11 protein-coding genes, 2 riboswitches and 1 other annotated feature are annotated in these 12174 nt (G+C 45.5%); of the genes, 4 read left to right on the top strand and 7 right to left on the bottom strand.

What is annotated here, in order from left to right; genetic code table 11:
- Positions 1 to 258: 258 nt before the first annotated feature.
- Positions 259 to 1011, bottom strand: a complete 753-nt coding sequence (gpmA, locus tag BLW33_RS02560; RefSeq protein ID WP_090304755.1) for a 2,3-diphosphoglycerate-dependent phosphoglycerate mutase — start codon at positions 1009 to 1011, stop codon at positions 259 to 261.
- Between the two features lie 134 nt (positions 1012 to 1145).
- Here gpmA and BLW33_RS02555 point away from each other — a divergent pair, with 134 nt between their 5' ends.
- Positions 1146 to 1862 (top strand): LytR/AlgR family response regulator transcription factor, encoded by a 717-nt coding sequence (locus BLW33_RS02555; RefSeq protein WP_090304753.1) that lies wholly within the window; start codon positions 1146 to 1148, stop codon positions 1860 to 1862.
- Between the two features lie 53 nt (positions 1863 to 1915).
- Positions 1916 to 2045, top strand: a riboswitch (FMN riboswitch).
- Between the two features lie 234 nt (positions 2046 to 2279).
- On the top strand, positions 2280 to 2861 hold the full coding sequence (locus BLW33_RS02550; protein ID WP_090304751.1) for an ECF transporter S component: 582 nt from the start codon (positions 2280 to 2282) through the stop codon (positions 2859 to 2861).
- Between the two features lie 50 nt (positions 2862 to 2911).
- Here the strand turns inward: BLW33_RS02550 and BLW33_RS02545 are convergent, their stop codons facing one another.
- Positions 2912 to 4360, bottom strand: coding sequence for an alanine/glycine:cation symporter family protein (locus BLW33_RS02545; RefSeq protein WP_090304749.1), 1449 nt, complete (start codon positions 4358 to 4360; stop codon positions 2912 to 2914).
- A 45-nt stretch (positions 4361 to 4405) separates the two neighbouring features.
- A riboswitch (glycine riboswitch) is annotated at positions 4406 to 4503 on the bottom strand.
- 156 nt (positions 4504 to 4659) lie between these two features.
- Here BLW33_RS02545 and rpsT point away from each other — a divergent pair.
- Positions 4660 to 4926: a 30S ribosomal protein S20 gene (gene rpsT / locus BLW33_RS02540; RefSeq protein ID WP_090245519.1), complete on the top strand. Its 267-nt coding sequence runs from the start codon at positions 4660 to 4662 to the stop codon at positions 4924 to 4926.
- A gap of 159 nt (positions 4927 to 5085) precedes the next feature.
- Here the strand turns inward: rpsT and BLW33_RS02535 are convergent, their stop codons facing one another.
- The 5 genes from BLW33_RS02535 to epsC all read right to left on the bottom strand — a co-directional run bounded on the left by BLW33_RS02535 (position 5086) and on the right by epsC (position 9931).
- The gene (locus BLW33_RS02535; RefSeq protein WP_090304747.1) at positions 5086 to 5523 is read right to left on the bottom strand and encodes an ACT domain-containing protein; all 438 of its coding nucleotides are present in this window, start codon (positions 5521 to 5523) and stop codon (positions 5086 to 5088) included.
- Between the two features lie 10 nt (positions 5524 to 5533).
- A complete protein-coding gene (locus BLW33_RS02530; protein WP_090304745.1) occupies positions 5534 to 6832 on the bottom strand; it encodes a phenylacetate--CoA ligase family protein in 1299 nt (432 codons plus the stop codon).
- 84 nt (positions 6833 to 6916) lie between these two features.
- Positions 6917 to 7169 (bottom strand) — a binding site (T-box leader).
- Positions 7170 to 7239: 70 nt separating this feature from the next.
- Positions 7240 to 8292, bottom strand: coding sequence for a nicotinate-nucleotide--dimethylbenzimidazole phosphoribosyltransferase (cobT, locus tag BLW33_RS02525; RefSeq protein ID WP_090304744.1), 1053 nt, complete (start codon positions 8290 to 8292; stop codon positions 7240 to 7242).
- An 88-nt stretch (positions 8293 to 8380) separates the two neighbouring features.
- Entirely contained in the window at positions 8381 to 8959 is a 579-nt protein-coding gene (locus BLW33_RS02520) for an HDIG domain-containing metalloprotein (RefSeq protein WP_090304742.1), read from the bottom strand.
- 33 nt (positions 8960 to 8992) lie between these two features.
- Positions 8993 to 9931 (bottom strand): serine O-acetyltransferase EpsC, encoded by a 939-nt coding sequence (epsC, locus tag BLW33_RS02515; RefSeq protein ID WP_090304740.1) that lies wholly within the window; start codon positions 9929 to 9931, stop codon positions 8993 to 8995.
- Positions 9932 to 10109: 178 nt separating this feature from the next.
- On the opposite strand from epsC, the gene BLW33_RS02510 reads away from it, so the two are divergent.
- Positions 10110 to 12155 (top strand): sensor domain-containing protein, encoded by a 2046-nt coding sequence (locus BLW33_RS02510; RefSeq protein ID WP_176966591.1) that lies wholly within the window; start codon positions 10110 to 10112, stop codon positions 12153 to 12155.
- Positions 12156 to 12174 lie beyond the last annotated feature (19 nt).

The raw sequence follows: 12174 nt of genomic DNA, 5'->3' as shown, positions 1-12174 counted from the left end.
TAACGTCCTCCGTGTTGAAAACATTATACCCCAGAAGGGGACTTTTATCAAGGCGAGAATCGGTACTGCCGACGCATTAAAAAAGAACACTCGACAGTGTTCTTCTTCATTTCTATTTAACTGTCTTTCCTCGGACCGAAACCGTCATAACCAGCGAAGGCTCTCGAATTTGCGCTCCACATGTTTTCTTATTTTCTCATAGATAGCACCCTTTGTCAATCTTTTAGAAAATTTATCTGAATCTTTTGAAATCAACCTTTATTTTGGGGGTGCAACCTTCCCCTGGGCAGCAATCTGCTCCAGCTTTGCTTTTAGTGCCTTGGGATCTCCCAGATAGCCCTTCTTCAAAACATCTCCATCCGCACTCAGATCATAAATCAAGGGAATGCCTGTGGGAATATTCACCTCGACAATTTCTTCCGGACTCATTTTATCTAAGTATTTAACCAGCGCCCGCAAAGAATTGCCGTGGGCTACAATAATGATTCGCTTTCCTTCCTGCATTTGGGGAAGAATCACATCACAATAATAGGGCACGACCCGGGCAATAGTGTCCTCCAGGCTCTCCCCAAGGGGTAGATCAATACTTTGCACATTCCGATATTGCTCCTGTATCCGAGGGCAGCGTACATCGTCAATGTCTAAAAGTGGCGGCTTTACATCGTAGGAACGGCGCCAAATTTTAACCTGATCTTCCCCATAAATTTGGGCTGTTTCTGCTTTATTAAGACCCTGAAGTGCTCCGTAATGACGTTCGTTAAGCTCCCAGGCCTTTTCTACCGGAAGCCATACCCGATCAAGCTCTGTCAGGATGGCATCTAGGGTATGGACCGCTCGTTTTAGATAGGAGGTATAACAGCCATCAAAATCAAATCCTTCATTTCTCAGCAACTCCCCCGCTTGGGTTGCCTCCTGCCATCCCTCCTCGGTCAAATCCACATCTGTCCATCCAGTAAAGAGATTTTCCTTATTCCAAATACTTTGCCCATGACGTACCAGCACCAACTTCATAGGATCACCCCGCCTTCTTTGTTGTTTTTTACTATTATACTCCTAAAACTTTAGTCTGGATTGATAAAGCACCGCATCTATTGTGTGATTTTATGGTAGAATAGATATCCAAAGCAAAATTAAAGGAGAGCGCTATGAATATTGTTATTTGTGATGATGATGCGCACATTATCGCAACGCTGAAATCCCGGATTCTTCCGTTGCTTGATACCCTTTACCCCAACCATCATTTATTAGATTTTTCCTCAGGTAATGACCTCTTGGTTTGGTATACCCAAAACCAAGAGGATATCGATATTCTCTACATTGATATTGAGATGCCGGGCCATACCGGGCTGTCCGTTGTCAAAAAATTGCGGCAGGCGGGTTCTTCCTGCATCGTCATCTTCGTATCCTCTTATGAAAGCTATGTTTTCTCAGCACTGGACTACAGCATTCTCCATTATCTGTTAAAACCCCTGGATATTGAAAAAATCGATGCGGTTACCAAGCGAGCCCTGGATACTTATAAAGCCGATCATCAGGATATCGAAGTCATCAGCAAGGGAAAACATATTCTCCTGTCGGTTTCTACAATTATCTATGTGGAATCCAAGCTGCGCAAGGTTTTTATTCACACAACGGAAGGCAGTTATCCTGTCAATATGAAAATCGGACAACTTGAAGAGCAACTGTCGCCCTATTCTTTTGTACGAACCCATAAAAGTTACCTGGTCAATTTGGCCATGGTCATCGGTTATGAGGGCTGTACTTTCATGCTGACCCGTGGCTATCGTGCCGAAATTGGCCACGCCCGGCGTTCTGATATCATCGACAGCTACAATGCCTATCTCCGCAAAAAGCTGATTTAAATTTAACTATTGACAATTGGTTCAATCAGCCTTACAATATAGACAAATAAATAAGTCTGTTTCAGGGCGGGGTGTAATTCCCCACTGGTAGTGATGCGTATTTACGATAAGTCTACGAACCCCATGGGTCGATTCGGTGTGAATCCGAAACCAACGGTATAGTCCGGATGAAAGAAACCAGAATCATCAAGAGGTATTATCCCTGGAGCCCCCCATGCCCTAGGGATTTTTTTACGCGTAAGCTAACAGAAGTATAAAGCTACAGCCGCTAAGGGCCTAATAAAAGCTTGCTTTTATTAGGTGCTTGGTGGATGGAGGTTTACACGGCGCAGCCGTGAATGAGTGAAGCGAAGCGGAACGAATAATACTTCATCTGAAGAATACCTGAAAAATCAAACAGACACAAGGAGGTTCCTTATGAAAAGTAGTCATAAAACACGTTTTTTGGTTCAGATGGCCGTATTAGCGGCAATGTCGGTGCTTTTAGTCTATCTGATCCATTTTCCAATTTTCCCGGCCGCCCCATTTTTAGAATATGATCCGGCAGATATCCCCATTCTTATCGGGACTTTTATGTTCGGTCCTGTCGGTGGACTGATCATTACCGCAGTGGCCTGTGTGCTCCAGGGCGTTACCGTTAGCTCTGCCAGCGGTATCATCGGTATCCTGATGCACTTCTTCGCCACTGGGAGCTTTGTACTGGTTGCGGGGAATATTTATAAAAAGAATCGTACCCGTAAAGGTGCGGTTATTGCCCTGGTAGCGGGTGCCCTTACCATGACCATCACCATGGTCCTCTGGAACATCGTGATGACCCCCATCTTTATGGGAACCCCCAGAGAGGCCGTCCTGGCCATGATTCTACCCGTCATTCTTCCCTTCAACCTCATTAAGGCTGGAGCCAATGCCGTCATCACCTTCTTCGTCTACAAATCCGTTTCCAAGATTTTGGGGATGGAGATCCAGGAAAAATCAAAAGTCGCTAAGACTGAAGCATAAAAAGCAAAAACCGCTGCCCAATAATGGGCAGCGGTTTTTTTAACCTCAATTTATAATTCTTCTTCAGCGTATACCATATCCTTGGAATGGATAAGTGCACTGGCCGGATCTTCAAAATATTTCTTTGTCTCGGAAACCACCACACCACTAAGGGCCATGAGGGCAATGAGGTTTGGCAGGGCCATAAGGGCGTTAAAAATATCAGCAATGGTCCAAACGGCCTGTACGGTCATAAATGGCCCGATAAAAATGGCCAAAATATACAGCCACCGATAAACCTGAACGGCACTTTTCCGCCCATTGGATAAGTATTCTAGACATCGTTCGCCATAATAATTCCACCCGAGAATCGTCGTAAAAGCAAAGAACACCAGACACAGCATCAGTAAAAACGCACTGATGGAGGGATTAAAGGGTAAGCCCTGCTGAAAGGCATTGGTCGTAACGGCCACGCCCTCTAAACCAATATTCCAGGATTCTGTGAGTACAATGGCCAAGCCGGTCATGGTACAAATGATGATGGTGTCGATAAAGGTCCCAGTCATGGAGACCAGACCCTGACGTACCGTGGTCTTTGTCTGTGCTGCGGCCGCGGCAATGGGTGCGCTCCCCAAGCCAGCCTCATTGGAGAAAATCCCCCGGGCAATTCCTTTTTGCATGGCAACAATAATGGCTCCCATGGCACCACCAGTGACTGCCCGCAAGCCAAAGGCGCTTTGAATGATTTCTGCGAAAGCGGCAGGAATCCGTGAAAAATTAACAATAAGGATAACCAGACAACAGAGGATATAAGCCACCGCCATAAAAGGAACGATCACTTCCGAGACCCGGGCGATCCGTTTAATTCCACCAATGACCACCAACCCCACACACAAGGTGAGGATAATCCCGGTGATCACAACTGTCCATGAATAATCGGTGCCTAAAAGATTCACAGTCCATGCATTATTGGGATCAAAAAATCCATTCACCGCCGAAGCAATCCCATTGACCTGGGTGAAGGTTCCGATTCCCAAAAGCCCAACGCCGGCACCAAAGAAAGCAAAGATTTTTCCCATCCAACGCCATTTTGGACCCATACCCCGTTCAATGTAGTAGAAAGGCCCCCCCAAGACATGTCCGTTGTCATCGATGGTACGATATTTAATGGCTAACACCCCTTCTGCATACTTGGTGGCCATGCCGAAAAAGGCGGCCAACCACATCCAGAATAAGGCCCCAGGTCCACCCGCCACGATGGCAGTAGCCACACCGACGATGTTGCCCGTCCCAATGGTTGCGGAAAGGGCAGTACACAGGGCGCCGAAGCTGCTGACTTCACCACTGCCTTCATCCTCATTTTTTACCATGAATTTTAATGCTTTGGGGAGATGTCGAATCTGTAATACCTTTAACCGGATGGTTAGGTAGATGCCGACGGCAAGAATTAATACAATGAGTGGGACGCCCCAGACCAGGTCGTCGAACCACAATAGAAAATTGTTGATAATTTGAAACATTTTGTTCCTCCTTCTTAAAATAGAAGAGAGCCCAACAAACGCAAAATAAATTGCTCTGTCCGTTTGCCTGAGAGATAAGGCCCCATCTAAAATGGGGATTACACCTTCGGCGCTCATTTAAGAGACTCTCCAGAGTGGTGCTACGTTTTGACACGCAACGCTATAAATTTTAACATAAACTTAAGATTAACACAAGGAAAGGTTTTTAAATTCCTCATTGAAATCTTTTCAAATTCAACTTGCACCTGTATCCTTCCTATGTTATACTTTTAATGTTATAAATAAATGAGGAGGTCATCATGGCTAATATTAAATCAGCGATGAAAAGAGCGAAAACCAATGAAAAGGCTCGCTTACGGAACAAAGCAGTACGCACCAACCTAAAAACCGCCGTCAAAAATTTTGATGCAGCAGTTGCAGGTGGAGACAAAGCTCAGGCAGAGGAATCCTATCGCCTGGCAGCAAAGAAACTGGATATGGCTGTTACCAAAAAAGTCATCCATAAAAATGCTGCATCCCGTAAGAAAAGCTCTTTGGCAAAAGCGCTCAACCAAATGTCCGTATAACTTCTCGTTTATTTCCCATACGAAAACCCGTGTCTCAAGGGTAGAGACCACGCAATCTGCGTGGTCTTCTTTTTGTGCGTAAGCTAACAGAAGTATGAAGATGGACCTTCTAAAAAAGCCCCCGCTCACGCGAAGGCTTTTTTTATCTTCCACTGCTTCTTATTTTTGCAGCAGCTCATCCTTATCCAGCAACACGACGTTCTCACTAGCCGAGAGCACTGTCCTCGCCCGATCCACATCCCCATCATCCACTTTAAAGATAATAATGGCATTAGATGTATTCTGGGGTAAAAAGGAATAGGCATAAGCCAGATTAATCTTTTCCTTTGTCAGAGTATCCACCAAACGACTGAGTCCACCGGGCTTATCCGGTACTTCTGCCGCCATTACCATGGAGACATTGGCCATAATCCCAGCTGCTTTAAGCCCTTCCAGAGCCTTATCTGTATCCTGTAAAATAAGGCGCAGAATTCCGTAGTCAGCCGTTTCTGCAATGGTCAGGGATCGGATATTAATATCATTTTCTGCTAAAATATCCAAAACCTTTCCCAATTTTCCTTCCTGATTCTGAATAAATACTGATACTTGTCTAATCATCGTTCTCCTCCTAGATATTCCTTAAATCAACCACACGTTGGGCCTTACCTTCACTTCGAGGCAGGCTCTTGGGTTCCACCAGCATAATCTTTGCACTGATACCAATGATGGAATGGATACGTTCCTTTAGCCGGCGTTCAATGCCCTCTAACTCACTGATGGTATTCAGGGAGAGGGACTCGCTCAGTTCAACCTTGATTTCCAGGGTATCAAGGGTTCCTTCCCGACGGACAATCAACTGATAATGGGGTTCAATTTCTCCAATATCCAGCATAGCACTTTCGATCTGACTTGGGAAAACATTAACCCCACGGATAATGAGCATGTCATCACTTCGTCCGGTAATTCTTGCAATTCGGCGATGGGTACGGCCACAGGCACAGGGTTCTGCGATGATATGGGTGATATCCCGAGTCCGATACCGCAGTAGAGGAATTCCCTCTTTAGTGATGGTCGTGATAACCAGCTCACCGGTTTCCCCATCGGGCAGCGCCTCTAAGGTATGGGGATCGATGATTTCAGGGATGAAATTATCCTCCCACATATGCAGGCCCTCCTGCTCCTGACATTCGATGGCTACCCCCGGACCACAAATTTCAGACAGCCCGTAAATGTCATGGGCCTTGATATTTAATTTCTTTTCGATATCACGGCGCATATTTTCAGACCAGGGCTCTGCACCGAAAATACCAGCCCGTAAGGGCATTTTAGCCGTATCCACACCAGCATCGGCCAGGGCTTCTCCCAGGAAACTGGCATAGGATGGGGTACAGGTTAGATGGGTCGTTCCAAAATCCCGCATCAGCATCAGCTGTTTTTGGGTGTTTCCCCCAGACATTGGAATAATAGAAGCACCTAAACGTTCTGCCCCACCGTGAATACCAAGTCCTCCAGTAAAGAGACCATATCCATAGGAATTCTGTACTACAGAATTAGCGTCCGCACCGGCACACACCAATGAACGGGCTGCACACTCTGACCACATGGCGAGGTCGTTACGGGTATAGCCTACAACGGTGGGCTTACCAGTCGTCCCAGAAGACGCGTGAATACGGACGATTTTAGATAAGGGTTCGGCAAAAAGTCCATAGGGATAATTATCCCGCAGATCTGTTTTTTTTGTGAAAGGCAGCCGTTTTAAATCATCCAGACTCTGGACGACTCCAGGGTCAATTCCCATTTCCTGGAATTTTTCCCGATAAAAGGGAACCTGATGAAAGATCCGGTTAACCATCTTTTTCAGACGGTCCAGTTGTAGCTCTTCCAGTTGCTCCCTTGGCATACACTCATAGGTTTTGTTCCAATACATTACGATCCTCCTGATTATTCAACAGATTTTAGGGCATCCTCATCCGAATTTCCCTGTGTCAAAAAAACGAAAAGCCAGCCTATCCTAAAGGACGGGCTGGCCGCGGTACCACCTTCATTGATCTGTAAAAGATCCACTTTAATCAAAGCACTCCCAACGCATTGGTTCATGCTTTCTTTCCATTAACGGTGAAAGTTTCCGGTCCAAACTACTAACCTGCTGGCGTTCATGGGACAGCTCCTGAGGGAACTTCTTTCTTGCTTCCACCACCGTATCTCACCATCACGGCTCTCTTTAAACTTTCACAAGAGATACTTTCCTCATTCACAGCTTTTTAATATTGTATACATTATAGTCTGAATGCTTTATCGCTGTCAAGTATTTTTTAAGGAAATGGTCCGGCTGATTTAAACAACCGCCATATCCACGTCATCATAGGTGGCCATTTCCCGGTTCATGGCGATGGCGGCATCAATGAGGGGAAAAGCTAACGCTGCCCCACTGCCTTCTCCAAGGCGCATATTCATCAGGAGAAAGGGTGAGAATCCCAACAGCTCTGATCCATAATTTGCACCCTTTTCGTCCGATGCATGGGAGCAGATCAGATAATCCTTGACTTCGGGTTTCAGGGTAATGGCAATGGCCGCAGCCGCCGTAGATATGTATCCATCAACCACCACTGGGACATGGGCAGCAGCACCGGCTAACATGGCACCGGCCATGGCGGCAATTTCCAAACCGCCAACCTTGGATAGAATATCCAGGGCGTCGGTTTTATCCGGCTGGTTGAGGGTGATGGCATCCCGAATGGCCTGGACCTTATTGTCCATCATGTCCTCTGCCAGATTGGCGCCGACACCAGTGATTTCCTGGGGATCCACACCGCCTAAAACAGCAAAAATCGCAGTGCTTGGGGTCGTATTGCCAATGCCCATTTCTCCGGTTCCGATGACTTTATAGCCCTTTTCAATGGCGTCACCTGCGGTTTCAATGCCTACCTCCAAAGCGGCCACTGCTTCGTCACGGCTCATGGCCGGACCCTTACGCATATTATCCGTACAACGCTTGACATTTTTATCCACGGCTTGACAGCCTTGGGGCAGGGGATTCTTCATCCCCACGTCATAGACAAAGACATCGGCCCCAGCCGCTCTGGCCAATACCCCCACACCGGTTCGGTACTCGGCTATCATAGGTGTCATAATATCCGTAAATACCTGGGGCGCTGCCGAAACCCCTTCATCACAGATCCCATGGTCCCCAGCATAGGTCAGAACACATTTTTTAGACACATCTGGAATGACTTCTCCAGTAATGGCTGAAATTTGCTCGGCAATATCTTCAAGTACCCCTAAGCTCCCTACGGGCTTCAGGAGTACATCGATACGATCACGGGAGGCCTTTCGGGCCTCTTCATTAACCGCTGTTATTTTTTCCAGGGTTTCCTTTAATAAACACATAATACTCTCCTCCTACAATCCTTTTCTTATTCTATTGTAATGCAGATATCCCCCGTCCTCAAGGGAATTTTTTGCAGTCTTACCGACCTTATTCCCCGATGGGTTCCCCCTCTAATCCAATTTCTTTGGCCACGGACCGCATCCCTAGAATAACCTCTTCAATAATACCTTCCAGGTCTAACCCCAAATTTTCACAGCCCTTTAGCACCACATCGCGGTTCACTCCGGCGGCAAAACCTTTGTTTTTAAATTTCTTTTTAACAGATTTTACCCCCAAATCCATGACGCTCTTAGATGGTCGCATAATGGCCGTGGCATTGACCAATCCCGTCAATTCATCCACAGTATAGAGAATTTTCTCCATTTGGCTTTTGGGTTCGATATCACAGCACAGGCCATAACCATGGCTTGCAATGGCCCGAATGATTTGGGGATCAACGCCACGGGCCTTTAGAATCTCCTGGACCTTAATGCAATGCTCTTCTGGATATTTTTCGTAATCCAAATCGTGGAGCAGCCCAACAATTCCCCATAATTCCTCATCTTCTCCATATTTTCTCGCGTAGTGGCGCATAACACCCTCTACTGCCAGGGCGTGCTTAATGAGCGCATCACTTTCATTATATTCCTCTAATAATTCTATGGCTTCTTGTCGTGTTAGCGCCATCGATTCTTCCTCCTTTTATCTTCCTCTAAGCAATCATCCCTTGGCCCATTCAAAATCCTCTGTAATCTCCACCATTTGTCCCCCTTCACACTGTAAGTCTGGATTCTTGACACTAATTTTTGAACAGGGTGGAATGCTTCTTGTGATAAAGGCATTCCCGCCAATAATGGAATCATGGCCGATGACGGTTTCGCCACCCAAGATGGACGCATTGGAATAAATGGTTACATTATCCTCAATGGTGGGGTGACGCTTATTCCCCCGGAGGCTCTGCCCCCCTCGGGTAGAGAGGGCTCCCAGGGTAACCCCTTGATAAAGCTTGACATTGTCTCCAATTTTTGTTGTTTCTCCAATGACAATTCCCGTCCCATGGTCCATAAAAAAGTGCTTGCCAATGTCGGCTCCAGGATTAATATCAATCCCAGTCCGGCTATGGGCATACTCGGTCATCACCCGTGGCATCAGTGGAACCCCTAGAAGGACAAGCTCGTGGGCCACCCGATAAACCATCATCGCAAAAACCCCGGGATAGGAGATAACGATTTGATCTAAATCTGCGGCTGCAGGGTCGCCATCGTAAGCCGCCTGGACATCCATGGTAATATACTCTCTGACCTGGGGCAGACGCTCCATAAAACGGCAGCTAATGTCCGAAGCCTGCTCCTCCATCTTCTTTTTATCGTAAGGCCCATTTTCCTGACGAATCAGCGCTAAATATATTTGGCGATTCAAGCGCTCCTCGATACACATCATTAAATCACCGATATAGTACTGAATTGTACAATTATACAATTGTCGTTCACCAAAATGTCGAGGGTAAAATAATTCCCGCAGCTCATTGATGATCGTGATGATTTCTTTTCGGCTGGGTAATTCTGCCGATGAATAGGAAATATAGGCTTCATCCCCATGATAGCTCTGAACCATCTCAGAGGTTAGTTGGGTGATCCTTTGATTAAATGCTCTACTCAAGACTTTCCTCGCTTTCTTCTCACAAGACATTGCTCATATTTTACCTTTATCCTAAAGAAGCGTCAACTGTAACCCGCGTATTGGATGATAATTTATAGTTTTATTAATTTCCCATTGATTTTAAGGCAACAAACTATTAGAATAGAGATACTATATTAATAGGATGGAGGCGTTTAAAATGGAAAAGAAATGGTCACAGTTGATCAGGAAAGCAGGTTACAACGATTTCCAATCACCATTTCTCCGTGAAATTTTAGACACACTCCCCTTTTCTCTTTTCATTGCAGACTTAGATCAGCGCGTTTTATTTGTTAACCAAACCCTTCTTTCTAAAATTCCACCGGGTGATTACATTGGTCATTCCTGTAAAAAACTCTATGGTGAAAACTGCGATACCATGCTTTGCGCCTATCGTCAGCTTCAAAAGGGCCACACCACCTGTTTATTCAATTTGAAGGGAAAAACCCGGAAGGTTCAATCGACCTATTTGTACGATTGTCATCATGAGCCATGGGGGTATTGTGAAATTATTACAGATCCAAATGAAATTGATGCCGCCGAACACATCCTTAAGTCCATCGTCAATGGGGCCCCGGAGGGTGTTTTTCGTATCTGTTACGATGATGTCTTTACAGTCCTTTATGCCAATGGTACCTTTTCCCATCTCCACCACTTTAATCCTGAGGATTCTGATTTTTTAAACCTGACTACCCACTTACATCCCCAGGATTTCAAGCAGCTGCGATCAGAAATTTCTAAGGCCATCCAAAGAAAAGATCTCACCGTTACCTTTGAGGCCCGAATTCAATGCACAGATGGCCTGGTTCATTGGTTTAATTATAGCTGTGGTATCGATTATTCTAATCCTTCCCCCATTATCAGTGGCTTCGAAATCGATATTACCGCCCAAAAGGATTTAGAAGCTAAATTAAGACTAAGTGAAAAACAGCTAAAAATCGCCTTTGCACAAACTAATGATACCATTTGGAATTATGATATTCATACCCATACCATTAAGCAGTCGCGCTTTTCTATCCGCCAATTCGGGGGCCCCGAAATCATGCGCAATGTTCCTGAAGGACAAATTGAATCTGGCTTTGTCCATCCCGATTCTGCTGAAACCTACCGACAATTACATCAAAAAATAATTTCTGGCAATCGAAAAAGTGAGGCAACCGTACGTCTGCGTCATCAGGATGGCAACTATGAGTGGGAACGTATTAAATACCGGGTTATTCTGGACCACAGTGGAAACCCCATTAAAGCGATTGGCATTAGCAAGAATATTTCAGCTGAAATGCGTGCAAAATCCCAGGCTCAGCTGGATGCTTTAACCCAGCTTTACAACCGTGCTTTTTTTGAAGAACGGGTGACGGCTTATCTCTGCGACCATCCAAATACACAAAGGCATAGCCAAGCGGCCCTTTTAATGATCGATCTGGACGATTTTAAATCAGCCAATGACTCTTATGGCCATGCCTTTGGTGATGAGGTATTACGGGTTATTTCACAGCGGCTTCGTTCATGCTTCCGATACAATGACCTTATTGCCCGGATGGGTGGTGATGAATTTGCCATTTTCCTTCCTGATTTGCCATCCGAGGATTTTGCCCATAAACGGGCCCTGGAAGTGTGCAAGACTCTTCAGATGCCTCTGTATGGCGTTACGCCTCACTATCGGGAGTACCAGCCATCATGCTCTTTAGGAATTGCTTTCTTTCCTGAGCATGGCACTTTGTTTTCAGATCTTTACCAAAATGCGGATACGGCCCAATATAATGCAAAGCGCACTGGGAAGAATAAATACGCAATTTATGGCGTGGAGATGAGTTCTGAATCATCTTCATCAGCCAATTGGATGAATAAAGAATGGCTCATGGATGAGCTGGACGAGTTGGTTTATATCAGCAATATCACCAATTACGATTTGATTTACCTCAATCGGGCTGGACGGAAACTGACGGGAATTGGGAATATCGATTATACTGGAAAAAAATGCTATGAAATTATGCGTGGACGTAAAAGCCCTTGTCCACATTGTAATAACCATCAACTGAATCCTGAAAAATTCATTTCCTGGCGTAATTTTAATCCCCATCTCGATAAAAGCTTTATTATGAAGGCCAAGCTGGTTCCCTGGGATGGAGTTCTGAGCCGAATGGAGTATGCCCTGGATACGGATATCGATCCAGAGATTTCCAAGCAAATGGAAAAGCATCGATAAATATAAAAAGGCAATCCGA

The sequence above is a fragment of the Eubacterium aggregans genome, from assembly GCF_900107815.1.
Lineage (GTDB): Bacteria > Bacillota > Clostridia > Eubacteriales > Eubacteriaceae > Eubacterium_O > Eubacterium_O aggregans.
Note: the sequence above shows the minus strand (reverse complement) of the source record. Positions and strands in the feature narration are given on the sequence as shown.